The organism is Thalassotalea profundi, assembly GCF_014653195.1.
Taxonomy (GTDB): Bacteria; Pseudomonadota; Gammaproteobacteria; order Enterobacterales; family Alteromonadaceae; genus Thalassotalea_B; species Thalassotalea_B profundi.
Window position 1 is genome coordinate 56,002 of record NZ_BNAH01000015.1, and the last position, 24,335, is coordinate 80,336.

Annotated in this window: 24 protein-coding genes; 17 read left to right on the forward strand and 7 right to left on the reverse strand. The window is 35.8% G+C overall.

The window, feature by feature from the left end; translation table 11 throughout:
• Positions 1 to 13: 13 nt before the first annotated feature.
• From IE155_RS16050 to IE155_RS16070, 5 genes are all read left to right on the forward strand, one after another.
• A complete protein-coding gene (locus tag IE155_RS16050) occupies positions 14 to 2,050 on the forward strand; it encodes a type IV pilus secretin PilQ (RefSeq protein WP_189379268.1) in 2,037 nt (678 codons plus the stop codon).
• 203 nt (positions 2,051 to 2,253) lie between these two features.
• The gene (gene aroK / locus IE155_RS16055) at positions 2,254 to 2,772 is read left to right on the forward strand and encodes a shikimate kinase AroK (RefSeq protein WP_189379269.1); all 519 of its coding nucleotides are present in this window, start codon (positions 2,254 to 2,256) and stop codon (positions 2,770 to 2,772) included.
• A 3-nt stretch (positions 2,773 to 2,775) separates the two neighbouring features.
• Positions 2,776 to 3,840, forward strand: coding sequence for a 3-dehydroquinate synthase (aroB, locus tag IE155_RS16060; RefSeq protein WP_189379270.1), 1,065 nt, complete (start codon positions 2,776 to 2,778; stop codon positions 3,838 to 3,840).
• Positions 3,841 to 3,858: 18 nt separating this feature from the next.
• A complete protein-coding gene (locus IE155_RS16065; RefSeq protein WP_189379271.1) occupies positions 3,859 to 5,289 on the forward strand; it encodes an SPOR domain-containing protein in 1,431 nt (476 codons plus the stop codon).
• 81 nt (positions 5,290 to 5,370) lie between these two features.
• Positions 5,371 to 6,192: a Dam family site-specific DNA-(adenine-N6)-methyltransferase gene (locus IE155_RS16070; protein WP_189379272.1), complete on the forward strand. Its 822-nt coding sequence runs from the start codon at positions 5,371 to 5,373 to the stop codon at positions 6,190 to 6,192.
• Positions 6,193 to 6,199: 7 nt separating this feature from the next.
• Here the strand turns inward: IE155_RS16070 and IE155_RS16075 are convergent, their stop codons facing one another.
• Positions 6,200 to 6,391, reverse strand: a complete 192-nt coding sequence (locus IE155_RS16075; RefSeq protein ID WP_189379273.1) for a DUF2970 domain-containing protein — start codon at positions 6,389 to 6,391, stop codon at positions 6,200 to 6,202.
• Positions 6,392 to 6,546: 155 nt separating this feature from the next.
• Positions 6,547 to 7,209 carry a TorF family putative porin gene (locus IE155_RS16080; protein ID WP_189379274.1) on the reverse strand — a complete coding sequence of 221 codons (663 nt, stop codon included), beginning with the start codon at positions 7,207 to 7,209 and terminating at the stop codon, positions 6,547 to 6,549.
• A gap of 289 nt (positions 7,210 to 7,498) precedes the next feature.
• Here IE155_RS16080 and rpe point away from each other — a divergent pair, with 289 nt between their 5' ends.
• Both rpe and trpS read left to right on the forward strand, forming a co-directional pair.
• Positions 7,499 to 8,170: a ribulose-phosphate 3-epimerase gene (gene rpe / locus IE155_RS16085; protein WP_189379275.1), complete on the forward strand. Its 672-nt coding sequence runs from the start codon at positions 7,499 to 7,501 to the stop codon at positions 8,168 to 8,170.
• Positions 8,171 to 8,209: 39 nt separating this feature from the next.
• Positions 8,210 to 9,214: a tryptophan--tRNA ligase gene (gene trpS / locus IE155_RS16090; RefSeq protein ID WP_189379276.1), complete on the forward strand. Its 1,005-nt coding sequence runs from the start codon at positions 8,210 to 8,212 to the stop codon at positions 9,212 to 9,214.
• A gap of 82 nt (positions 9,215 to 9,296) precedes the next feature.
• Here trpS and IE155_RS16095 read toward each other — a convergent pair whose 3' ends face one another.
• Together IE155_RS16095 and IE155_RS16100 are read right to left on the reverse strand one after the other, a co-directional pair.
• The gene (locus IE155_RS16095) at positions 9,297 to 10,256 is read right to left on the reverse strand and encodes an FHA domain-containing protein (protein ID WP_189379277.1); all 960 of its coding nucleotides are present in this window, start codon (positions 10,254 to 10,256) and stop codon (positions 9,297 to 9,299) included.
• The gene (locus IE155_RS16100; RefSeq protein ID WP_189379278.1) at positions 10,247 to 11,500 is read right to left on the reverse strand and encodes a S1 family peptidase; all 1,254 of its coding nucleotides are present in this window, start codon (positions 11,498 to 11,500) and stop codon (positions 10,247 to 10,249) included. Before IE155_RS16100 ends, IE155_RS16095 begins: the two co-directional genes overlap by 10 nt.
• Positions 11,501 to 11,776: 276 nt before the next feature.
• Here IE155_RS16100 and IE155_RS16105 point away from each other — a divergent pair, with 276 nt between their 5' ends.
• From IE155_RS16105 to IE155_RS16120, 4 genes are all read left to right on the forward strand, one after another.
• Positions 11,777 to 13,960, forward strand: coding sequence for a TonB-dependent receptor (locus IE155_RS16105; RefSeq protein WP_189379279.1), 2,184 nt, complete (start codon positions 11,777 to 11,779; stop codon positions 13,958 to 13,960).
• 156 nt (positions 13,961 to 14,116) lie between these two features.
• The gene (locus IE155_RS16110; protein WP_189379280.1) at positions 14,117 to 14,509 is read left to right on the forward strand and encodes an MmcQ/YjbR family DNA-binding protein; all 393 of its coding nucleotides are present in this window, start codon (positions 14,117 to 14,119) and stop codon (positions 14,507 to 14,509) included.
• A gap of 46 nt (positions 14,510 to 14,555) precedes the next feature.
• Complete coding sequence (locus IE155_RS16115) at positions 14,556 to 14,945, forward strand: hypothetical protein (protein ID WP_229817401.1); 390 nt, start codon at positions 14,556 to 14,558, stop codon at positions 14,943 to 14,945.
• 75 nt (positions 14,946 to 15,020) lie between these two features.
• Positions 15,021 to 16,007, forward strand: a complete 987-nt coding sequence (locus IE155_RS16120) for a S41 family peptidase (RefSeq protein WP_189379281.1) — start codon at positions 15,021 to 15,023, stop codon at positions 16,005 to 16,007.
• Positions 16,008 to 16,120: 113 nt separating this feature from the next.
• On the opposite strand, the gene map is transcribed toward IE155_RS16120, so the two are convergent.
• From map to IE155_RS16135, 3 genes are all read right to left on the reverse strand, one after another.
• Positions 16,121 to 16,906: a type I methionyl aminopeptidase gene (map, locus tag IE155_RS16125; RefSeq protein WP_189379282.1), complete on the reverse strand. Its 786-nt coding sequence runs from the start codon at positions 16,904 to 16,906 to the stop codon at positions 16,121 to 16,123.
• Positions 16,899 to 17,105 (reverse strand): ParD-like family protein, encoded by a 207-nt coding sequence (locus IE155_RS16130; protein ID WP_189379283.1) that lies wholly within the window; start codon positions 17,103 to 17,105, stop codon positions 16,899 to 16,901. Before IE155_RS16130 ends, map begins: the two co-directional genes overlap by 8 nt.
• 120 nt (positions 17,106 to 17,225) lie before the next feature.
• Positions 17,226 to 17,753: a hypothetical protein gene (locus IE155_RS16135; protein WP_189379284.1), complete on the reverse strand. Its 528-nt coding sequence runs from the start codon at positions 17,751 to 17,753 to the stop codon at positions 17,226 to 17,228.
• Between the two features lie 141 nt (positions 17,754 to 17,894).
• Between IE155_RS16135 and ggt the strand changes: the two genes are divergently transcribed.
• The 6 genes from ggt (at position 17,895) to IE155_RS16165 (ending at position 24,330) form a co-directional block, all read left to right on the forward strand.
• Positions 17,895 to 19,577, forward strand: coding sequence for a gamma-glutamyltransferase (ggt, locus tag IE155_RS16140; protein WP_189379285.1), 1,683 nt, complete (start codon positions 17,895 to 17,897; stop codon positions 19,575 to 19,577).
• Between the two features lie 211 nt (positions 19,578 to 19,788).
• A complete protein-coding gene (locus IE155_RS16145) occupies positions 19,789 to 20,019 on the forward strand; it encodes a FeoA family protein (RefSeq protein ID WP_189379286.1) in 231 nt (76 codons plus the stop codon).
• Positions 20,019 to 22,217, forward strand: a complete 2,199-nt coding sequence (feoB, locus tag IE155_RS16150; protein ID WP_189379287.1) for a ferrous iron transport protein B — start codon at positions 20,019 to 20,021, stop codon at positions 22,215 to 22,217. Before IE155_RS16145 ends, feoB begins: the two co-directional genes overlap by 1 nt.
• Before the next feature lie 255 nt (positions 22,218 to 22,472).
• The gene (locus IE155_RS16155; RefSeq protein WP_189379288.1) at positions 22,473 to 23,081 is read left to right on the forward strand and encodes a FlgO family outer membrane protein; all 609 of its coding nucleotides are present in this window, start codon (positions 22,473 to 22,475) and stop codon (positions 23,079 to 23,081) included.
• 7 nt (positions 23,082 to 23,088) lie between these two features.
• On the forward strand, positions 23,089 to 23,739 hold the full coding sequence (locus IE155_RS16160; protein ID WP_189379289.1) for a FlgO family outer membrane protein: 651 nt from the start codon (positions 23,089 to 23,091) through the stop codon (positions 23,737 to 23,739).
• Between the two features lie 18 nt (positions 23,740 to 23,757).
• Positions 23,758 to 24,330 (forward strand): FlgO family outer membrane protein, encoded by a 573-nt coding sequence (locus IE155_RS16165; protein ID WP_189379290.1) that lies wholly within the window; start codon positions 23,758 to 23,760, stop codon positions 24,328 to 24,330.
• Positions 24,331 to 24,335: the final 5 nt, after the last annotated feature.

A 24,335-nucleotide genomic window follows, 5' to 3' on the forward strand; every position in this document is an offset into this window, starting at 1 on the left:
GCTAATAAATAAAATGAAAAAATTAAACGTCATCAGCCATTGTCTTAATCATGTATTAGTAAAAGTATTATGCTTAAGCCTATTTTCTTCGATGGTTAACGCTACTGATTTAACTGAAATTCGTTATAACACCTTGCAAAACGATGAAATTGAATTAGTTTTTGCACTTTCAGAAAATATGGTTAGTCAACCGGAAGTCAAAACGTCAATGTCGCCTGCCAAAATTGATATTAGCTTTGATATTGATGGGTTTAATACTAACTTGCTCGAAACTATAGTTGAACATGCGGGTGTGAATAGTATTACCGTACAAAAGATTGCCGGTAAGGTTGTTGCTTCTGTTAACCTTGAGCAACTCTCTGTGTTTGACGTGAGTCAAATGGGTAATGAGTTTTCATTAGTGCTAAACAAAGGCTTACCTAATAAAGCCATAGCAAATTTAGCTCCTGTTGGCGGTGAGTTTATTAATAGTGTCTCAACAATAGATTTTCGTAAAGGTAACGACGACGAGGCACAAATATTAGTTTATCTCGATGATAGTATGGTTGCGGTAGATGTAAGTAATAAGTTAGGTAAACTGTTTATTGATTTTCATAATACGCAAATCAAAGATGACCTTTTATATACTTTAGATGTTGCTGACTTTGGCACTATAGTTAAAGGAATTGAAACGTTTAGGGATGGACGTAATGCTCGATTAGTGATTGATATTGACGGTGAGTTTACTTTTGAACATCAACAAAAAAACAATGTTTTTTCATTAGCTGTCAAAGAAAAAATTAAAGTTCCTGGATATTTAGGTGATTCAAATGACTTTACGGGTCGTGCAATATCGTTAAACTTTCAAGATATTTCCGTACGTACCGTACTGCAAATCATTGCTGATTATAATGGCTTTAATTTAGTTATTAGTGACACGGTTGCAGGTAATATTACTTTAAGATTAGATGGTGTGCCTTGGGATCAAGCACTTGATATCATCTTAAAAGTAAAAGGACTTGATAAGCGCATGCAAGGTAACATTTTAATGGTTGCCCCAAGTGATGAACTCGCTGCACGAGAAGCAAAGGAATTACAAGCTAGACAACAAGTAGAAGAGCTCGCACCACTTTATTCTGAATACATTCAAGTCAATTATGCTAAAGCACTAGAATTTGCTGCACTGATTAAAAATGAAGAGAATAGTATTTTATCCGAGCGTGGTAGTGTGAGTGTTGATGAAAGAACTAATACTTTATTGATTCGTGATACTGCAGCAAGCATTAAAGATATTAAACGTATGGTGGATGTATTAGATATTCCTGTACGACAAGTTGTGATCGAGTCACGTATGGTCACGGTTAAAGATAATATTAATGAAGAACTTGGCATTCGCTGGGGAGTAACTGATGGTGGTGATTACGCAACTTCAGGTACCATTGCTGGAGCAGAATCAGCGTCAGGTGGCACAGTTCCAACACTAGGTGAGCGGTTAAATGTAAACTTACCTGTGGCAAGCCCTGCGGGAAGTCTAGCATTTCAAGTAGCACGACTAGCTGATGGTACTATTCTTGATTTAGAATTAAGTGCGATGGAACAAGAAAATAAAGGTGAAATTATTGCAAGCCCGCGTATAACTACGGCTAACCAGAAGGAAGCCTATATTGAACAAGGGGTTGAGATCCCTTACCAAGAGTCAGCGTCAAGTGGAGCTACTGCTACACAGTTTAAAAAAGCGGTATTAAGTTTAACGGTTACACCGCATATTACACCTGATGATCGTATCATTTTAGATTTGGTTGTAACGCAAGATACGGTTTCTTCAGTGACAAGCGGGACCGCACCGGCTATTGATACACAGAGAATTGGCACACAAGTATTAGTGAATAATGGTGAAACCATTGTATTAGGTGGAATTTACCAACAGCAAGTCATTAATAGTGTCTCTAAAGTACCTGTATTAGGTGATATTCCATATTTTGGCTGGATGTTTAGAAGCTCTACGAACTTTAATGAGAAGAAAGAATTACTCATTTTCGTGACGCCAAGAATAGTTACTGAAAATTTTTAATGAATAATTGTTAAGTCTTTGTTATTGAAATATAACGATTTTAAAAGATTTAATAATAAAAATAGCAAGCAAGTTATGCTTTTATGCAACACTTGCTTGCATTTGTCCCTCAACAATTGCGATAATTACGCCCTTAAAATCTTCGAGGGGGTACCCTCTTATCTGTAAACGTAATTATTAAACGCGAGTATTAAGTTAGTCTCATGGCAGAAAAACGTAACATTTTCCTAGTTGGCCCAATGGGCGCAGGCAAGAGTACCATAGGTAGAGAATTAGCAGATAAACTGCATCTGGATTTTTATGACTCTGATCAAGAGATTGAGCGTCGCACAGGTGCAGATATTGCGTGGGTTTTTGATCTTGAAGGCGAAGAAGGCTTTCGTAAAAGAGAAGAAGACGTCATCAATGACCTATCAGAAATGCAGGGTATTGTGTTAGCAACTGGCGGTGGTTCAGTCATAAGTTCACAAGTGCGTAATCGTTTATCTGCTAGAGGTGTAGTTGTTTACCTTGAAACTACTATTGATAAACAAGTAGCGCGTACACAACGTGACCGTCGTAGACCTTTATTACAAACATCTGAAGAACCACGTAGTGTATTAGAGAAATTAGCTGTTGAACGTAACCCGCTGTATGAAGAAATTGCAGATGTTATTGTGCAAACAGATGATCAAAGTGCAAAAATAGTTGCTAATAAAATTGTTGAGCGCTTAGACTTTTAATTGATGAGCACCCTAAACCTTTCCTTGGGTGACCGTAGCTACCCTATTTATATTGATAGTAAATTACTAACTAATAGTCATTTACTATCAACTTATATCCGCGCTAAACGCGTTTGTATTGTATCAAATACTATTGTCTATCCACTTTATGGTAATTTAGTTAAGTCATTACTCAATGATTTTCAGGTTGATGAAATTATTTTACCTGATGGCGAAGCCGAAAAAAGCCTGGCTAATTTTGATAAAATAATGTCGCACTTACTGGCTAATGAGCATGGTAGAGATACCACTCTCATCGCCTTAGGTGGTGGTGTAATCGGTGATATTACAGGCTTTGCTGCGGCATGTTATCAAAGAGGAATTGATTTTATACAAGTCCCAACCACATTGTTATCTCAAGTTGACTCTTCAGTTGGTGGGAAAACCGCTGTTAATCACCCATTAGGTAAAAATATGATAGGGGCTTTTTATCAGCCTAAAGCTGTTCTTATTGACATTGATAGCCTTTTATCTTTACCTGCTAGGGAGTTTAATGCTGGCATGGCAGAGGTGATTAAATATGGTATTTTGGGTGATGTTAACTTTTTTCAATGGTTAGAAAATAATATAACAACGATTAAAAGTGGCGATCAAAGTGTGCTTATTCAAATGATTGAAACTTGTTGTCAATGTAAAGCAGATATCGTTGCTCAGGATGAGAAAGAGGGCGGTATAAGAGCTTTACTAAACTTAGGTCATACATTTGGGCATGCTATCGAAGCTGAACAAGGTTACGGAAATTGGTTGCATGGTGAAGCTGTTGCTGCTGGCATGGTACTTGCTGCTAAGCTTGCAGTAGCAATGAATTTGCTTGAAGTGTCAGAACTTCGTCGCATTGAAGCGTTAATCGCAGCATTTGATTTACCATTAGAAGCTCCTACTAATATGGGCTTTGAGCAATTTTTATCACACATGAAGCGTGATAAAAAAAATATGGGTGGCCTGTTAAGATTTATAGTGCCAACCGCTATAGGTAAATCTGAAATAAGAGACGACGTTACTAAGGAGATGCTTCAACAAATTCTGTAGATAAGCAGAAGGTGAAGCATGTCAGCATTAGCACAGTCCCAACTATTAAACACGTCAACAGAGAGTGTTACTTCAATTAGCGTTAATGCACGCATTGATTATATCCATCGTTTTTCGAAACACGCTATTTTAGTCGTAGATGAAAATGCCCAAGAATGTTCCTCAATGGGTTTTCAATTTCTTGATCAATTGTCAGCGGAACATAACGCTGCCTTCATTTCAGCATCACCCAAATTAAATAATATTCAAATGAGATGTAGAATAATTGAACAATTATTTAGTGGTAGTGTTTTTGACCCAGAGCAATCATTAGCCGTGAGTATTGTTAATTTACTTAATGCTAACCCGCAAAAATTGGCGATTGTAATTGATAATGCACAATTTGCCTCATTACAAATAATGCATGAGTTAACACAGTTAGCATTAATTGCTAAAAAGGCGCAATTAGCTATAGACGTATTGATGCTAGGGAATTATGACGCAGGTAAAATGTTTGCCGCGCATAAAGATTTATTCCATAAAAAGCTGTCCATTTTATCTAGAAATTCAGGCCAGCTACTTTCACTTAATGCTAAGGAATTTAAAACACCTCAATCATGGTTAACATTAACACCCAGTAAAAAGGGCATAATTGCGTTAACGGTATTGTCATTAGTCGCTTTTATGATACTCGCTTGGTTGAAGCAGCAAGATATGTTTAGTTTTTCAAAACTCCCTAATAATATTGCACATAAGTCAACATTAGTTGATGCTGGAGATAAAATGGTTCTTTCTGGCGCTTTAGCTCAAAGCGAAGGAGATTTAGCTAGAGCCTATAATGAAATTCTTCCTGAGCAAGTGGCTTCTTCGAACTATATTTTTAATGTACTTACAGGGATTGTCTCCGTCAAAACAAAGGCGGCAAGCGAGCCAGCACAAGTCAGTGATATTGTTTCTGCAATTGCCGCTTTTGAGGATGCGTCGACTGAAATAAAAGGAGTTGAGATTCTTGATGTTGTACCAACAGCCCCTAGTACCGTATTAGCAAGTGAACTTTCTGCTACAAGAAACTATAAGAGCGATAGTGTTGATACAAGGACTATTGTTGACCCTATTGTGAAAGATGTAGTGATTGAAAACTTATCGTTACCAGTTTTATCAGGTGAAAAAATCAATGAAAGCTACTTTAAAAGTTTTACTCGAGGTTTTGTGATACAAATATCAGGGTTCACTCAAGAGAGTATTATGCAAGAATTTCTTGCTGATTTTAATCAGCTTGAGTTTAAACAATACAAAAGAATATTAAATAATGAAGTTATGACTGTACTGACTTCTAGCCATTATGAGAGTTATGCTGAAGCAGAGCGTGCTATGAGTGACCTACCAGAAACAATTTTAGCAAGACAACCTTGGATAAAGTCAATTTCAGCAATTAATAATGAAATCAATGCGTTTGAACGTTCCCAATAAGCCCTAATTCAGGATACAATTCGTACCTCACAATACAATTCAGTGATACGGCATATTTTGTCGTTTGAGGTTTTGAAAAGAATGGTTAAAAAGCATCGAGCTTTTTTAAAATGGGCCGGTGGAAAATATGGTCTAAGTGATATTATTAATAAAATGCTGCCAGAAGGGGACCGGTTAATCGAACCTTTCGTTGGTGCAGGATCTATTTTTTTAAATAGTGATTATAAAAGTTATGTGTTAAGTGACATCAATAAAGATTTAATTAACCTTTATCAAATCATTCAGATGAAACCCCAAGTATTTATTAATGATGCAAAAAAATTATTTACCCCTGAAAATAACCAAGCAGAAGCCTATTACCACTTAAGAACAGAGTTTAATGCCAGCGTAGATAAGTATTACCGTTCATTACTCTTTCTTTATTTAAATCGCCATGGTTATAACGGGTTATGCCGATATAATAAGTCAGGCGGATATAACGTACCTTTTGGTAAGTATAAGAAGCCCTACTTTCCAGAAACAGAACTTTGCTATTTTGCTGAAAAATCAAAAAAAGCTATTTTTATTAGTGAAAGTTATCGACAAAGTTTTGCACGTGCTCAAGCAGGAGATGTTATTTATTGTGATCCCCCTTATGTTCCATTAAGTAAAACCGCTAGTTTCACAAGTTATGCAGGAAATGGCTTTGGTTTAGACGAGCAAGCAGACTTAGCTAATGCAGCTGAAGAAATTTCGAAAGCGTGTCAATCCACAGTCCTTATTAGTAATCACGATACTATTTGGACACGTAAAATATACGAACATGCAGATAAAATAAAATCGATTAAAGTTGCAAGAACGATTAGCCAAAAAGGTGGAGGTCGTAAGAAGGTTGGGGAGTTGTTAGCGCTATATAAGCGCTAATAGTTGGTTATTCAATTACTAATGAGACTATAGTGATTAAGGTCGCTATAAATATGACAACAGCAATTGCACCAATAATAACAAAATGACTAAATTTCCCTTGAGTAAAATCACGTTCTCGGTTTTTGTTACTTTGCACGCCTAAAAATGCAAACAAAACACTTTTAATTGTGTTTGATATGGAGTTTGATTCGCTCATTATTTATCCAACTCATTAACGTAAATTCAGTATCTTTGATTTTTACACTTAATTCAACTTGAAGTGAGTAAGATTTTTAAATTAAAAGTTAAAAAAAACCAAACGAGCGTTTGGTTTTTTAGTCTATAAATTAATTTTCAGCTAATAATAAGCGCTTATAAATCAATATCGATAGCATAAGATACGTATACTTTCATATCATCGCCATCTAAATCAGTTTTAGATGCGCCTAAAGTAAAGCCGCTTTTGCTTATGCTTACTCCATAATCAATAGAGTCTTCAGCTAACCAGTCACCAGAATATGAACCAAGGTGGAAAGCAAGCTCTGCTTCATTAGATAATGCCACAGCATAGTCAGCTGAAAGATAAAGTGTATCACCAAAATCAGCACCTTCACCTGATGCTAAAACAGCTGCACCTACAGTTAACGCGTCAAAAGAAAAGTTTACATAAACTTCAGAGAAGTCAGCATCTCCAGTAGATTCATCTGGATAAGCATAATAAATAAAACCTACGTCATAGGATACTGATTCATTAATAGCGCCGCCAAAGCCACCGTAAAAGTCTAATTCATATGTCATTCCGTCGGCCCAATCAGCATTTGACGCCCATGTTCCTACATAAAAACCAGAGTCAGCAGAGTAATCAATTCCACCGGATATAGCACTTTTGCCGTTGGTTTGTTCTAAACCACGCCACAAATAGTTGCTGGTAGCCCCTACATTTGCAGATAGGCTGTCGGCAACGGCATTCATTGAGAAAGCGCTTGAAGTTAATAACGTTGAAGCTAGTGCGATTTTAATTAGTGTATTTTTCATGTTTTTTCTCTTTTTGATTTATTTTTGTTAATACTGGAATTGCAAAGACAGTGCCCTAAATGCAAAAACCATGAAATTTAATTATTTTTTATTTATAAATCATTCTGTTACTGGTTTTGTTATCATGGAGGATAATAGAAACTGAAGCATCTTCCGCACTTGTTTGGTGCGATGATTAGGAGAGTAGTGCAAATATTGTGCAGAAAAATAACGCTTACAATCGGTAAGGAAGTCGATTATTTCTGCATTTTAGGATAAAGTAGCGCAGTTTTTTTAAAAGGGCTTAATTATGTCGTCATTTCTAATTGCTCCATCAATATTATCAGCTGATTTTGCACGCTTAGGTGATGATGTTGCTCAGGTACTTGCTGCTGGGGCAGATGTTGTTCATTTTGATGTTATGGACAACCATTTTGTTCCCAACTTAACGTTTGGCCCAATGATTTGTCAGGCGTTGAGAGATTATGGTATTGATGCACCAATTGATGTGCACTTAATGGTGAAACCTGTTGATAGTTTAATTCCTGAGTTTGCCAAAGCTGGTGCGAGTATTATTACTTTTCATCCAGAAGCCAGTGACCATATTGATAGAACATTGCAACTCATTAAAGATAATGGCTGTAAAGCAGGGTTAGTGTTAAATCCGGCAACGCCTCTGCAAGTCTTAGATTTTGTGATGGACAAATTAGACGTTATTTTATTAATGTCAGTGAATCCCGGTTTTGGTGGGCAATCATTTATTCCATCCACGATCGATAAGTTAAAATTAGTCAAAGAAAAAATTGTCGCTAGTGGGCGAGATATTCGTTTAGAAGTGGATGGTGGCGTGAAAGTTAATAATATAGCTGAAATTGCAGCAGCAGGTGCTGATATGTTTGTAGCTGGCTCTGCTATTTTTTCACAAAATGATTATAAACAAGCCATAGACGAAATGCGTGCGCAACTTGCCACGGTAAAGTAAAGTTAAAGATGCTGCAAGAGCAGTTTTAGGTAAAATATTATGTCAAAACCAGTTGTATTAAGTGGCTGTCAGCCGTCGGGCGAACTTACTATCGGTAATTACTTAGGTGCATTAAAGCAATGGGTAAATATGCAAGCCGATCATCATTGTTTTTATATGTTGGTAAACCAACATGCCATTACCGTTCGCCCAGAGGCTGAAGCATTACGTAAAGCGACCTTAGATGGTTTAGCATTGTATTTAGCTTGTGGTGTTGACCCGGAGCAAAGTACTATTTTTATTCAGTCTCATGTACCAGCTCACGCACAATTAAGTTGGGTGTTAAATTGTTACACTCAAATGGGTGAGCTAAACCGTATGACACAATATAAAGATAAATCACAAAAATCAGAGGCGAATATGAATTCGGGTTTATTTACTTACCCGGTTTTAATGGCCGCTGATATTTTGTTATATCGTGCAGATCGTGTACCAGTAGGTGATGATCAAAAGCAACATTTAGAATTAGCACGCGATATTGCGACGCGTTTTAATAATATTTATGGCGATATCTTTGTTGTACCAGATCCTCATATTCCAGAGCATGGAGCACGCGTTATGAGTTTACTTGAGCCAACCAAGAAAATGTCTAAGTCTGACAGCAACCCAGGTAACTTTATTGGGTTATTGGAAGACCCTAAAAAAATCGCTAAAAAAATTAAACGTGCTGTTACTGATTCTGATGAACAAGCACGTATCTATTTTGATTTTGATGAAAAACCGGGTGTTTCAAATCTTTTATCATTGCTATCGTGTGCAACTGATCAATCTATTGAGCAATTAGTGCCACAGTATGAAGATAAAATGTATGGTCATTTAAAAGGAGATGTTGCTGATGCCGTTGTTGCTATGCTTGAGCCTATTCAAGAAAAATTTCATCAGTTCCGCAATGATCAAACATTCTTAGATAAAGTAATGAGCGAAGGAGCTGAGCAAGCATCTGAAAGAGCGAATAAAGTATTAACCTCTGTTTATGATGCAGTAGGCTTTATTGCTCGACCTTAAAGTATCTTGGTTAAATAAAAAACCCGCAATGAGATCACTTATTGCGGGTTTTTTTATGCTGTGTATGTTTTAGTAATAAATTTTATTCGTCATCTATTTTACTGTCAGCTTTTTCAAATAATTTATTTGATTTCTGGATAAAGCTGTCAACATCACTACTTGGTGCTAGCACAAAGTTTGGCGTCATGAGCACATTATTGAATTTAGGCTTTATGGTAAAATCAGGCTGTTTACTTAATTGTATTAAATAGCTTCCACCAAATAATAAAATGGTTAAGCTTGCTGCCACAATAGCTCTTCGTTTTGCGGTCATATGAAAGCCTATATAACAGTTTAGCCAAAACAAACAAAAAGCTAGTGAGACAGGGAGCAATGTGAGCACGGGCATTAATACAAAACTACTTGATGCATTAAAGCTTACCACTGTTTCAATAAAATCTAATACCCAACTAATATTATAAATAATGAAGGACACGCCTAACTGTGTTAGCACACGAGCGTCATGCTTGGTTAAATGTGAAATTAATGACACTAATGCCGGCCAAAGTAAAAACATCAGCGTCATGCTAATTGCCGGCACTAATAATTGAGTAAAACTCATTTCTTTAGGGTTATTTAAAAAGATGGTCCAAGCAACGACAAGAGCAAATAGGCCTATACTGATAAATAACGCGAGTGGATGCCTTGCTAAATTGATTAAGCTTTCGAAGGGACTAAGTGTAGTACTTGCGGGCACCGGATGGTCTGGAAACACAAAGCGAATTTGGCTTTGTCCTAAAGTAATAATATCACCAGAGCGGATAATATGCCCATGTGCTAGCTTTTTAGTATCACCTAGAAAACTACCATTGATTGAATTTTTATCTGTAATTACCCAATTTTCACCATCAAAATCAACAGATAAATGCTCAGCGCAAATATGTGGGTCGGATACAATTATATCATTACGGTAACCACGGCCTATGGTGATATGCTTATTAGCAAATTTATGGCGGCCTATCAGTTTATGGCTGCGGTTAATTTCTTCAATGATTATTTCCATGATACAGACTCCATAAATTGCTTAGTAAATGCTTGAACAGAGTCTTTAGCCACGCCTGAAATAGTAAAGTGGCTGATTAATGCTTGTTTATCTTTATCGATAGAAACACCTAAGTATAAGGCATCGTATAAATTCGGAAATTCTTTATAAGCCCGCACACAAAATATAGATTTATTATTGATATTTTGGTGTGTAGGCATCACTAAATCGTGTTGACATTGAAACTCAGTCACATCGTCTTTGGTTGCTTTATTACCTGGCATAACTCGCGCTATTTGGTTTTGATAGAGTCGGTAAAATTTAGTCGCGCCGAGTTTTAGTGACTTCATATAACGAAACTCCATTTCTATAGAGCCGGTTAAAAAGTTACCTTCAATGTAGGTGTCTTCTTCAAGACTACAATTAGCCACAGCAACCATGACTAAAGCGTCGCTTTTATCTGCATTAGAGTCACCCCAGCAACGTATATAAGGTACATCGATTGTGGGGATTAACGCTTCCCCTAGTTCTTTTAAATGCCATTCATTTGATAACAGTTGTGAAATTAATTTTTCTTGATTGAACTTTAATTGCTGTGCCATTTGTTGTTCAATACTTTCAGGTGCTCGTTTCTGATATTGCTCAAATAAAATCTTTAACTTATCGTGAGGAACCAAAAAACCAATTTGATTGCCTGATGTTGCGACATTAATCCCCACAACTTCTGCATTCTTATTAACTACGGGGCCGCCACTCATGCCAGAGTTAACAGAGCCAGTAAAATGTATTCTATCGTTAAAAGATTCTTGCTTTAAACCGTTATAGGTGCCTGGCACAACAATCATACCTAAATCGTGAGGGTTACCTAAAGAAAAAAGCTCTTCCCCTTTAGTAGGAGCATTTTCTGCAATGTTAAAAAATGGCATACCTTCATCTACTTGGCGTTTAACTAGTGCTAAATCGTTAATTACATCCACACTTTCTAATGTTAACGGAGCCTTATTGCCTAGGTGATCTAAATATTCAAGAGTATACTTTTGAGGGTAACGTGCATAGCCTGAAATAACATGATAATTAGTGGCTATTAAGCCCTGAGCAGTAATTTGAAAACCTGAGCCAATTGTCGACTTTTCACCACTTGCTTTATCAATTATTCTTATTTGGTATAGTGATGGTGCCAGTTGTTTAAAAATAGCTTCAGCTTGTTCATCAGCAACACTAACAAAACTGAATGTTAGCAATAGAATGGAAATCAGCCCTTTCATTTATATTCCTTAAGTTAACCGTAGCCCTTATTGTGCCATTGTTAATCTATTTGTCATCCATTATCCGAACTAACTTGTAAGAAATTTTAATTACAAGTAGTTCAGACAAAAGTAATTGAAAGTTGACCTGAATCAAAACCTTGCTTGAATGGCTGCGACAATATGTCGCACTTCATGTTTTCTACTTTGTTAGTTATATCTAAAATATCGAAAATAGCGTTAATCACCATGAAGGCGACAATTTACCTCTCCTTCCTTTATTTTATAGGCGCTATTATGAAACTTTTATTGAAACCCAGTGTCATCGCAATTCAAGCGATTTTATGTTCATCAACTCTATTTAACACACAAACAATAGCTGACGAAATTGATACTGAAAGTATCGATGTTATTACTATTACGCATCAACGTCATCAAGGACTGTCTGATAATAAAGGTATTGCTGTAGGTAAAACTAGTGAACCTGATTTAGCGAGTTGGTTATCTACAGTGCCAGGAGCCAGTGTTAATAAAAATGGTCCAGTGACAGGCATTGCTCAATATCGAGGCTTATATGGAGATCGTTTGTCGATAGCATTAGATGGCCATCTTGTTATTGGTGCTGGCCCAAATGCTATGGATCCTCCTTTAAGTTATTCAACACCATTAATCGTTGAATCGATGACTGTTTATCGTGGGGTTGCTCCTGTTGTTGCAGGCATGAATACTCTAGCAGGCGCAATCAATGTAAATATGAGAAAAGCAGAATTTAGCCAAAGTGATTCGTTACATATGTCTGGCGATATGCAAGCTGGGTATAGAAGCAATAATGATGCAGATACCTTGTCTGCCGTCGTTAACATAGGGAAAAATCAATTTGCCACAATGGCTTATGTTAATGTTCAATCAGGAGAAAATTTCGAAAGTGGCAGTAGAAAAACGGTCGCTCCTAGTGCTTATGAGAAAAGACAAATGGGAGCTGATTTTCGTTACCAACAAAATGATACCTCAGTAGGTTTAAATTATCATTATACAGATACACAAGACTCTGGCACCCCTGCATTACCAATGGATATTGAATATATTTTTAGTCACCGATTGGCTATTGATGGCGAGTTTATTATGAATAATTGGCAAGCAAGTTGGACGTTAGGTTATGTTGATGCCGACCATGGTATGACGAACTTTTTAATGCGTGAAAATGATGATATGACTAAACATCGTCGTAATAATGCAACTGCTGAAACTGTAGATTTTACATTTACACTCGAGCAAGGTTTTGAATTTGGACAGTTGTTATTTGGCTTTGACGGTTATAGTGCAGCCCATGACTCTGTGATCACTAATCCTAATAATATGATGTTTGAAGTGATTAACTTTAATGACGTAGTCGATGAGCGCATTGCTATTTTTGGACAATGGCAGCAAGACTTTGATGATACTCAAGTTCAATTAGGAGTTCGTATCAAACATGTAAGTGCTGAAGCAGGAGAGGTTGCTACCTCAATGGCTATGATGTCGATGCCTAACCGTATGGAAACGAACATTCATTCTGAGATGAATATGGATCTTGAGGCAACGATGATGCCTTCAATGGCTGAGTTAGCAATGACCTTAAGAGATAACTTTAATAATGCTGATCGGTCACAGTCAGATACTTTAGTTGATATTGCTCTGAATATAGAAACTGTTTTATCACAATCAACCTCATTTAATGCAGGTATTGGGGTTAAAAATAGAGCACCTTCATATCAAGAGCGGTATTTATGGACACCTATGGAATCAACAGGGGGCTTAGCTGACGGGAATACTTATATAGGTAATATTAACCTAAAAGAAGAAACGGCTTATCAAAGCAATATCGGTTTAACCTATCAAGAAAGTGGATTAATGCTCGCACCGCAAATTTTTTATCAACGTATAGATGATTACATTCAAGGAACGTCATTAACTATGATGGATATGTCAGCAAGCATGATGGCGCAAATGATGTCGGGCGATGATAATCCTTTAAAATTTACCAATGTCGATGCGAAACTTTATGGAATAGATGTAAATTGGAATTATCAGTTAACCGATAATTTAGAGTTTTTTGGTGTTGCAAGTTATGTCAAAGGAGAACGAAGAGATATAGATGATAGTCTTTATCGTATAACACCATTAAATACTAGAATTACTGCTCGTTATAATACGGGTGATTGGTTAACTGATGTTGAAGTTGTTCTTGCAGCAAAACAAGATGATGTGTCAATAACTAATCAGGAAAAAGCGACAGCAGGATATGGCTTAGTTAATTTAAACGTAAATTATTATGTTAATTCTGCACTAACACTCCGTGCGGGGGTAGATAATGTATTTGATAAAGATTATCGACATCATTTAGGTGGCTATAATCGAGTTAACAATAGCGAAATAGAAGTTATGCAGCGCTTGCCTAGTGAGGGGGTTAGTGCCTGGGCTGAAGTGAGTTATAACTTCTAAAAATCAAACAAAGTGATAAGTAACATTACAAAAGGAGCGTTAGCTCCTTTTGTATATTCGAAGTGATTGATTATTCTTTTCTTCAACGTTGGTAATTGCTGCGCAATTTATAATACACTGAACTTATATCATTCACTTTATTTAGCGTGAATAGCCATGAATGAAAGTCAAATTGAACAGTATTTATTAACTAAACCAGAAACATCGCTTTATTACCCTTTTGGTGATGATGTTAAGGTGTTTAAAGTCAAAAACAAAATGTTTGCAACAATGTCTTTCGGGAAAGGTAATGAGAAAGATACTTATGGCAAAATGGCAGGTCATTATTGTGTAAATCTTAAGTGTGATCCAGACGAAGCCGTTATGTTGCGCGATATTTTTGCTAGTGTTATCCCTGGTTACCATATGAATAAGGCACAATGGAATACGGTCATTTTAGATGGCTCAATTCCGCAGGGTGAAATAGAGCGTATGATCGATAATTCGTTTAATTTGGTGCTCAGTAAGATGACCAAGAAAGATCAAAAATCAATCTTGATTCACTTTTAACCAATGCTACACTTGTTAAAACCAATTCAAGAAAATGATTAAATACGTGCTTTTATTTAAAAAATTACTTTGTTTTTTAGTATTTTTATTACTAACAATCACACTAACAGGCATAGTCTCTTCTAGTGAAATTAATCATTCAGTTGAGTATAAATCGTCTGTTGCTGAAATTAATAAAAGCGCGAATAGCCTTGGTGTTTTTGTAACTGTTAATCAAGCTGCCAATTTCAATCATTTAAATCAAATTACTATTGATTATATTCTGGTTGCTTTATTAGTTTTATTTGTGACCCATGTTGTGAATTATCAATGGTATAAGCCAACCACTTCACCGCCTTGTTGGTATATAGTTTTAAGGTATGGATCGCGTTTATACATATCAGGCTGGAAAGCCAGTAACTTGCAGTATAAAGTTAAGTTAACCTCCCCTCATTAGTTTCATTTACTATTTTATTCATCACCGCTAAACAATGTTTAACGGTAAATTTTGTTATACATGAGAATAAGTAAAATGAAGAAAATTAACTTACTATTGATGCATGTTTTACTCTGGTTGAGCATAGCTTTTTCACAAGCATCAGAATTAAATAGGGCAAACCTAAACGATACTTTGTTTAAACAAAATATCGAAAAAGCGATTAAGAATATCATACTCATTTTGGAAAAAGAGTATATTTATCCAGAAAAAGCACTGTTAGTAAAAGCAGAATTGAAGCGTAAATTGGCCAATAAAGAGTTTGATAAAGTTAGTGATTGGTACTCTTTTATAAGAAGCCTTAGTGTAATTTTACGAGATATTAGTGGTGATATGTACCTGGATATAGTTGAACCTCATCCTTCACTTACTCTTGAAAAAGTTAAAAGAAAGAGTGCCCTTAACCTCAAGGATAGCTATATAATTCGTAATGTAGACCTACTTTCAGGGAATGTGGGATATATCAAGGTGAATTATTTTTATCAAACCTCTAATGCAAAAAAGGAAATTTTTCGTGCATTAAAGGAATTGTCTATGGTTGATGCATTGATCATAGATTTACGGGACACCGAAGGTGATTCGATACCACTAGCGCAATATTTAATGAGTTTTTTTATAAAAGAAAGCACGATACTTAGTGAGGTTCTATATGATCAACAAAAGAAGAAAAAGCGATTAAGAGCGTTAGAAACGAGTGGCAATGATAAATTTAAGCATAACTTTCCTATTTATATACTTACATCGTCATATCTTTCTAGTTCAGGTGAGTTTTTTAGCTATACTCTCCAGCATTTGAAAAAAGCATTTATCGTAGGCGAAAATACTATGGGTATTGCTCATGTATTACAAAATAAAAAAATTAACAATCACATAAGCTTAACTATTCCAATTGCAATTCATTTACACCCAGCTACCCATTCAAATTGGGAGAAAACAGGTGTGATACCAGACTTAGATATTGCTGCTAATTTAAGTGTTGATGCGGCACATAAAATGGCAAAACAATATTTAGGCATATTTTAACTAGCACTAATGTATATTTGCTTAAAGCGCAATGAAGTACGATCATCCGTTTAACTTGGCGATGAATAAAATGACCAAGAAAGATCAGCAATCAATCTTGGCGCATTTATAATTTAATTGAGACGGCTAATAGTTTCATCGTCTCTAATAGTTAACACTTCCACCCCTGTTTGGGTGACTAAAACTGTATGCTCCCATTGCGCCGATAGCTTTTTATCTTTGGTGACAACGGTCCAACCATCTTTCTTATTTTTTACTTTATGGCTACCTTGATTGATCATAGGTTCAATAGTGAATGTCATTCCTGGCTCAAGTACTAAACCTGTTGAGGGTTTACCGAAATGAAGTACTTGTGGCTCTTCATGCATTTCTCTGCCAATTCCGTGCCCGCAATATTCTCGAACAACGCTATAACCCGCTGTTTCTGCATATTGTTGAATTTGATAACCAATATCGCCTAAGGTTGCACCGGGTTTAACTGCGTATATCCCTTTCCACATAGCGTCATACGTGGTTTTTACTAAGCGTTTAGCTTCGGCACTTGTATTACTAAAAGTATACATTTTACTCGAATCACTAATGAAACCATTTTTCTCTAAGGTTATGTCAATGTTAACAATATCTCTGGCTTTTAATCGATAGTGATTATTTGGAATACCATGACAAACAACATCATTAACAGATGAGTTTAATGAAAACTGATAGTCATATTGGCCTTTACTGGCAGGTCGAGCATTTAATTTCGTCGTAATATAATGTTCAACTTGTTGATCAATTTCTAATGTTGTCATGCCTTCACAAATGAAGGTATCCAACATATGAAAAACCTGTGCTAGCAGTTTGCCTGATTCTCTCATTAAAGCGATTTCGTTATCTGTTTTAATAATGTTTTTATTCACGTGAAGAATCCAAGATACTACTGTTTACTTTAATTAACTCTGAAGTAATGAGTTCATTGAAATTTAGTGTCGGATTTAATTCTGATAGACGACCTACTTTTATCCAAAATTCAGCTTGTGAATTAATGGATCTGGACATTACATGACTGGATTTTCTAATTTCGTCATGTAACTCCTCTGATATTTTAACTATTCCCATAATTGATGATATATGTTTTGTATGTGTTTTATATGCATATTGTATGGTTTTGACTGTTTGTAAGTCAATACTCTGTGCTAATTGAGTTCAAAAAATGAGTATAAACTTCATAGAAGTGTTTTAATTAGAAGTCATTAACGTATGTCTTAATTGATTTAATGCATCTACAGAAAAACCGTCATCATAAAAATATACTATCGTCCCATCGTCGTCTAACAGTATTACCCTGGCATTATTTGGATTGGTGTTACCAGTAAATGCTTGTACTTTTTCACCGTCTTGGTAAACAGTAACCACGCCTTTCCATAATGGTTTAGGAATACCCGCACGCATGCCATTATCAATTATAGTGCTAAACATTTTTGGGAATAATCCTTGAATAGTTGGTAGCTCATACACAGGTACTTGAGTGTTAGTCATATCTAGACCGATTAACCAGCGGTCTATGTCAAACTGTGAATTTTGCTTATAACCTACTAATAAGAGTGTAAATTTATCATTAAAATCTTCTGGAATTTTTAGTTTTTGTTGCTCAAGCGTTTGGCCACTTATTGATGGGAATTTCTTCCCTGTAATGTTTTGGTTAACATAATTAGTACTACAACCGGTTAAAAAAGCAATCAATAGGATTAGTATAGAACGTTGCATTTCAAAATCTTCTGTTATGTTTTATGTATATTAAATTACTATACGTAGGCTTTTGGATTTTAGTTCATTGTATTTTATCAATAAGGCGTTAATCTTCTAATATTGTAGAAAGAGTAAACCTATTTGCTGTTTCTAGTCATTATGTTAAATAATCAAAAAGGAAGTGAAGTGAAAAAAATTATAATTTTGCTAGTGATTAGCTTTTTACATTGCGCCAATATTAGCGAAGGGCAGGCTAAATCTGCTGTTGCTATGCCTGACAGTTATAGTGCTAAAGTTGCTAAAGATATTTTACTTAATGGCGGTAACGCTATCGATGCCGCAATTGCTGCGCAATTTGTATTGGCGGTTACATTGCCTGAAGCTGGTAATGTTGGCGGCGGTGGTTTTATGACAATTTACAAAGATGGTAAAACCGACTTTTTAGATTATAGAGAAGTAGCACCTAAAGCGGCACATAGAGATATGTACTTAGATGATAATAAAAATGTCATCCCTAACTTGTCTGTTTACGGAATATTATCTTCTGGTGTTCCAGGTACTGTTGAGGGGATGTGGCAGGCGTATCAAAAATATGGCTCAAAAACTTGGAAAGAATTACTAGCTCCGGCAATAACTTTAGCCGCTGAAGGGTTTATTGTGCACCCTAAACTCAAATCCGCAATTGATTGGCGAATAAACAGTTTTAAACAGCAAGATATCACCGTAAATTTCGCACAGTATTTTGAGCATGCAGAAGCGGAGAAATTATTTAAACAACCGGAGCTTGCTGAAACATTGAAAAGGATCTCGAATAAAGGAAATAAGGGTTTCTATCAAGGTAAAACGGCTAAAATCATTAGCGACTTTATGTCTAAGCATGGAGGAATAATCACGGAAGAAGATTTAGCTAATTATCAAGCAAAGTGGCGTAAACCTATTCAAGCTAGATGGCGTGAATTTGACATTATTACAGCACCGCCACCAAGCTCAGGTGGTATTGCTATTATGCAATGGTTAACTATGTATGATTTAGCTAAAAAAGATCAACCTATCGCCCATAATTCTAAAGAATATCTACATCTATTATCAGAAATTGGTAAAAGAGTTTTTGCAGATAGAGCTGAATATTTAGGAGATCCCGATTTCTATCATGTGCCGGTTTCAAAATTACTATCGAAAGACTACTTAGCTAATCGCGTTAGCAATATATCAATGAATAAAATATCAATAACAGAAGATATTGAGCCCGGACTAAGAGAAAGTAGAGACACGACTCATTTTTCTATTGTTGATCAGTGGGGGAATGCTATTTCAAATACTACGACAATTAATTATACCTTTGGTAGTGGCGTGGTAGTTGAAGGAGCTGGCTTCTTATTGAATGATGAAATGGATGATTTTAGTGCTAAACCAGGAGTGGCAAATATATTTGGCGCTGTTGGTGGTGAAGTAAATGAAATTCAACCCAACAAGCGCATGCTATCTTCTATGTCGCCGACCATTTTACTCACAAACGGTAAGGTGAAAATGGTTACAGGTTCTCCAGGTGGTACTACCATAATTTCATCTGTTTATCAGTCTATCCTCAATGTTATTGAGTTTGGTATGACCGCTGAAAACGCGGTTAATCAACCTAGATTTCATCATCAATTATTACCTAAAAATGAAATTGCCTATTATTTAGGCATTGATGAGAAAGTATTAAAGAGTTTACATAACATGGGGTATAGCACGAAAGTTGATAAATTTGGCGATTTACAATTAATTACGAATAAAAATGATAAATTAAATGCTGCTTCAGAAAAAGGAACTCATAATCGTGGAGTGTCTTTAGTATTCTAATCTTTATAAGGGGATGTTTAAAAAACTGAACCTGATTATTTATATCCGTGAAGGTGGGTTACATAGAATACTTAGTGCTATCTGAATAAATAACCGGAGATCTAGATCAAATATAATACGTTATTTAATTGCTTATTACCCCCAAGATCATTTAATATTAATGATAATCGTTATCAGTTGAATTGATTGTAATCGTTGGTGGGTAAACTAAATGACGTTATCTAAATTAAAAAAGAAGCAACGCGCACGTATTATATCATTGCCTAGTGACTTATCTTTAGCTAGTCGTTTAATGGAGCAGGGGTTTGTTCCTAATACATTAGTAGAGCTAGCACATATAGCCCCATTTAATGGTCCACGAGCGTTTTATTTACATGGCACCAAAATGAGTATTCATCAATCATTAGCGGCGCAAATACATATCGAACTAGAAGTAGCCTAATGTCACATATTGTTCACTATACCTTAGTTGGTTTTGCCAACTCGGGCAAAAGCACCTTATTTAATCAATTAGCTAATACAAAACAAACCACAGGAAACTGGGCTGGTGTTACTGTTTCTGCTAAGCAACAGCAAGTGATGTTTAATCAGCAAGCTACTTTGTTTTCAGATCTACCAGGTATTCCTTCACTATCTAAGCGTCAGCACCAAGGACAAGACCTTTCTATTAGTCATAAATTCATAGAAGATCAGTCAATTGATTGCTTAATAAATGTAGTGGATGCAACTCAATTACAGCGTCAGTTATATTTAACCACACAATTATTAGAGCTAGGTTTACCTATGCTCGTGGTGTTATCCAAAACAGATCGTAAAGAAGCACAAGAGGTTGATTGTGAAAAACTCTCTGAATTGTTGGGTTGCCCAGTCATTAAAGCCGATGCTCGTACAAAGTTAGCACGCCAACAAGTTTCAGATGCTTTACTCACTTTGCCTAATGCGACTAAACGCCCTGAAAATATCGTAATTCCAGAGTTTATACAAAGCGAAATAAATAAGGCTGAACATAGTTTATTAGCGTATGAAACATCATTAAACACACAAGAATGTGCCTGTAAGTCAGACAGCGAAGCAGCAATGCAAATAATGCAGGCTAGATATAACTTTATTGATCAAACAGTAGCTAAAGTTATTACAACTGAGAAAAAACACCTTTCATTAACTGATAGAATTGATAACTTTATATTACATCCGATGGCGGGCGTGCCTATATTTTTGTTGATGATGTATTTACTCTTTATGTTTGCTATTAATGTAGGTAGTGCATTTATCGACTTTTTCGATATTTTAGCTGGCGCTATTTTTGTTGAATATCCGCTACAGTTTTTAGCTCAATTTGAATTACCTGCTTGGCTCTTAACGATTATTGAAGGTATTGGTAGTGGCATCCAAACCGTTGCTACGTTTATTCCTGTGATAATGTGTTTATTTATTGGATTGTCACTGCTTGAAACAAGCGGTTATCTTGCCAGAGCTGCCTTTGTTGTTGAAAGCGTTATGCAAAAAATTGGCTTGCCGGGTAAAGCATTTGTACCGTTAATTGTTGGTTTTGGTTGTACAGTCCCAGCTGTTATGTCTGCGCGAGTTTTAGATAACGAACGTGAACGCATAACAACAATTATGATGTCGCCCTTTATGTCTTGTGGGGCAAGGTTACCTGTTTATGCGTTATTTGCTGCCGCTTTTTTTCCTGATTCAGGGCAAAATTTAGTCTTCTTACTATATCTAATTGGTATTGCCGCTGCTTTATTTACCGGATTTTTACTGAAAGCGACCGTATTGTCAGGTAAAACATCTACTAATTTTATGGAATTACCGTTATACGAGATGCCTAAAATTTCTGCTTTAACGAAACGAGTAGCAAATCGAACCAAGTCGTTTATTTTCGGAGCAGGAAAAACCATTGTTATCGTTGTTTGTTTTCTTAACTTTTTTAACTCATTAGGCACCGATGGTACTTTTGGTCATCATGAGCAGAATAATTCAATATTAAGTAAAACTGCACAGTTTGTAACACCCGCTCTTGCACCTATCGGTGTGCAAGAAGAAAACTGGCAAGCAAGTGTTGGTATTATTACAGGAATCTTTGCTAAAGAAGCCTTAGTGGCAACGTTTAATAATTTATACTCTTCGGCTTCAGACGAGGAGGAAGGTGAATTGAATTTTGCGGATAAATGGCAAGAAGCAACCGATTCAATTAAAGAAAACTTGCTGGGGATTGCCCCTGATGATCCTTTAGGGGTTGATGTTGGTAATGTGACTGATTTAAATGCCGCAGCTGAAGAGCAAGAAGTTACAGTAACCACCTACCATGCTATGCAAAATGCTTTTACCGGCCAAATAGGCGCCTTTAGTTATTTATTGTTTATTTTACTTTATACTCCTTGTGCAGCAGCAATGGGGGCGATAAAAAATGAGGTGGGCAATAGATGGGCATCATTTGCGGCACTGTGGAGTTTTACATTAGCTTACTTAGTTGCCACTTTGGTGTATCAAATTGCCATGCTAACAGAACAAACCTTGTATGCAACTTCCAGCATTACCTTGGTGATATTAACTTTCTTTGGCATTTATTTATGGCTTAAACGTAGAGGCAAGGCGGTATTAACTATTCCTATTTCGGTAAGTTATGGTAAGTAAGTTATTATTTTGACTTTTTTGCAAAATTTTCTAGCATAATTTATACACCATCAACATATACTCTCCTTAAGATAAAATGACTTGCATAGATCATTTTATCTTATCTTAAAGTGTGCATTAATATTAAAGACGCTTTTATCATCAAATAATAATTGATATTAATATTTAACCAGAGATAAAAAATTAGTTGTTCTTTAATAACTGGTCTTAAATATGCATGTAAATAATTAGGGATAGAAAAACAAGGTTATTTAAATGAACTTTTTTTATGTTTTACTCTTGATTGTTAGCATTAGTTTATCTGCGTGCCAAATTATTGACTCGGTTCCAAAGAGTGAAACACCTGTGGTTAAAACTGAAGATATAACGCAAAATGTCAATGAGTTTAATAATAAATTATCTTCTTTAGTTAAACAATTGCTTAAAAGTGAACTCTATGATCATAAGAAAAAAGCAACGTTAATGACAACATTTGTAAGGGCCGACACTTTAACGTATAAAAAAACGGATCATCCGCTGCAGTATTTAGGGCATTATTTGTCTGATGGAATAAAAACTGAATTGGTACATAGAGAGTCAAAGGTTATAGAGCATAAATCGTCGTCTGCTGTTTCAATTTCAAAAGATGCCTCTTATTTTTTATCACGAAACATTGACGAATTGAAAGGGATCGATGGTGCTGAGTATATTATTGCTGGTACTTTTGTCGAAATGGAAAATGGTGCAATGGTTAATGTTGAGGTAATTGAAATTAGTACCAGCGAAGTAGTAAGTGCTGCTCGGGAGTTTTTTCCCAATACATTATTTTGGCCCGCAAAGAGTGTAGTATCTAGAAATGGTATGCTATATCGCGAGGATAAGTGAGTATATTATGAAATACTGTTTTATGGTCTTAATTTTATTAAATATGGGTTGTAGTGAATCGCCGTACACAGCGACTACCGATCAAGTAAAAACAAACAATGCATTACAGATTAATGAAAAGGGTTTGTTGCATGAAATGAGTTATTACGATGCCCCTTTAATAAAAAATGTTAATAATTATGCAAAATGGTTAGCACAAGACCTATTTTCCAATTTAGACTTCCCAGATAATAATGCTGTATTTGTTGTTGCAGACTTTGCTCTGTTAGACTCTAGCTTAGATAAAACTAACCATTTTGGCCGACAGCTAACGGAAGCGCTCATGCATGAAGTCAATAGAACAGGTTTTTCAGTAATTGATGTTAAAGCAACAGGGTTTATTCGTGTAAATGAAAATGGCGATGTATTTTTTCATTCAGAAGACTACCAAGAGCTTTCAGATAAAGCACCTGCTACTAATATATTGACAGGAACTCTGACAAAACATAAAGGTGGGTACTTAGTCAATGCAAGAGTGATTTCTGTTGAATCGAATGCATTACTAACATCAGCACAAGCATTTATACCATATGAAGTAGTTGATGCTGTGCTATTGGAGAATAATGAATCAGAAACAGCATCGCCTAATATTCAATTAAAAGCTTATAGCGAAAAATAACATTTGTGAGTGATACCTATGAAAAAAATAACTTTAGTGTGCGTTATTCTTATTGCCACAACAATGTTCGCGTGTTCAAATATTAATGTCAGTTCTGAAGTGAACTTGCCATCTCAACCACTTCAAAATAAACAAGAAATATTGCAAGTTCCAACTGCTTTTCACAGCCATATTAGAGTATCTGATTACGCCGAAAGACTTGCTACCGATTTAGTTAAGGGATTAGCTAATTATCAAATAAACTCACCGATAGCCATAATTTCTTTTGTTGAATATGATGACACGTTACGAAAAACCAATACATTAGGGCGAATGTTAAGTGAAAGTTTAATAACAGAAATGGGGGCTTTTCATTTACCTATCATTGATTTGCATTTACTTTATGGTTTTTATTCAGATGACAAAGATGAATTTGTTTTTAGCCGTGATCCAAATGAATTTTATCATGATGATGAGTTGAATTATGTACTCTCTGGTGTGATGATACAAAGTGAAAGAGGCATTATAGTTAACGCTCGTATTATGGAGTTCTCAAGTCAACGTGTACTTTCTACTGCTAGTGTATTAATACCTCCTTATGTTTCTAATTAATTATT

Coding starts and splice junctions, on each gene's coding strand:
- IE155_RS16050 (WP_189379268.1), top strand. CDS start 14: ATGAAAAAATTAAACGTCATCAGCCATTGTCTTAATCATGTATTAGTA.
- aroK (WP_189379269.1), top strand. CDS start 2,254: ATGGCAGAAAAACGTAACATTTTCCTAGTTGGCCCAATGGGCGCAGGC.
- aroB (WP_189379270.1), top strand. CDS start 2,776: ATGAGCACCCTAAACCTTTCCTTGGGTGACCGTAGCTACCCTATTTAT.
- IE155_RS16065 (WP_189379271.1), top strand. CDS start 3,859: ATGTCAGCATTAGCACAGTCCCAACTATTAAACACGTCAACAGAGAGT.
- IE155_RS16070 (WP_189379272.1), top strand. CDS start 5,371: ATGGTTAAAAAGCATCGAGCTTTTTTAAAATGGGCCGGTGGAAAATAT.
- IE155_RS16075 (WP_189379273.1), bottom strand. CDS start 6,391: ATGAGCGAATCAAACTCCATATCAAACACAATTAAAAGTGTTTTGTTT.
- IE155_RS16080 (WP_189379274.1), bottom strand. CDS start 7,209: ATGAAAAATACACTAATTAAAATCGCACTAGCTTCAACGTTATTAACT.
- rpe (WP_189379275.1), top strand. CDS start 7,499: ATGTCGTCATTTCTAATTGCTCCATCAATATTATCAGCTGATTTTGCA.
- trpS (WP_189379276.1), top strand. CDS start 8,210: ATGTCAAAACCAGTTGTATTAAGTGGCTGTCAGCCGTCGGGCGAACTT.
- IE155_RS16095 (WP_189379277.1), bottom strand. CDS start 10,256: ATGGAAATAATCATTGAAGAAATTAACCGCAGCCATAAACTGATAGGC.
- IE155_RS16100 (WP_189379278.1), bottom strand. CDS start 11,500: ATGAAAGGGCTGATTTCCATTCTATTGCTAACATTCAGTTTTGTTAGT.
- IE155_RS16105 (WP_189379279.1), top strand. CDS start 11,777: ATGAAACTTTTATTGAAACCCAGTGTCATCGCAATTCAAGCGATTTTA.
- IE155_RS16110 (WP_189379280.1), top strand. CDS start 14,117: ATGAATGAAAGTCAAATTGAACAGTATTTATTAACTAAACCAGAAACA.
- IE155_RS16120 (WP_189379281.1), top strand. CDS start 15,021: ATGAAGAAAATTAACTTACTATTGATGCATGTTTTACTCTGGTTGAGC.
- IE155_RS16130 (WP_189379283.1), bottom strand. CDS start 17,105: ATGGGAATAGTTAAAATATCAGAGGAGTTACATGACGAAATTAGAAAA.
- IE155_RS16135 (WP_189379284.1), bottom strand. CDS start 17,753: ATGCAACGTTCTATACTAATCCTATTGATTGCTTTTTTAACCGGTTGT.
- ggt (WP_189379285.1), top strand. CDS start 17,895: ATGTTAAATAATCAAAAAGGAAGTGAAGTGAAAAAAATTATAATTTTG.
- IE155_RS16145 (WP_189379286.1), top strand. CDS start 19,789: ATGACGTTATCTAAATTAAAAAAGAAGCAACGCGCACGTATTATATCA.
- feoB (WP_189379287.1), top strand. CDS start 20,019: ATGTCACATATTGTTCACTATACCTTAGTTGGTTTTGCCAACTCGGGC.
- IE155_RS16155 (WP_189379288.1), top strand. CDS start 22,473: ATGAACTTTTTTTATGTTTTACTCTTGATTGTTAGCATTAGTTTATCT.
- IE155_RS16160 (WP_189379289.1), top strand. CDS start 23,089: ATGAAATACTGTTTTATGGTCTTAATTTTATTAAATATGGGTTGTAGT.
- IE155_RS16165 (WP_189379290.1), top strand. CDS start 23,758: ATGAAAAAAATAACTTTAGTGTGCGTTATTCTTATTGCCACAACAATG.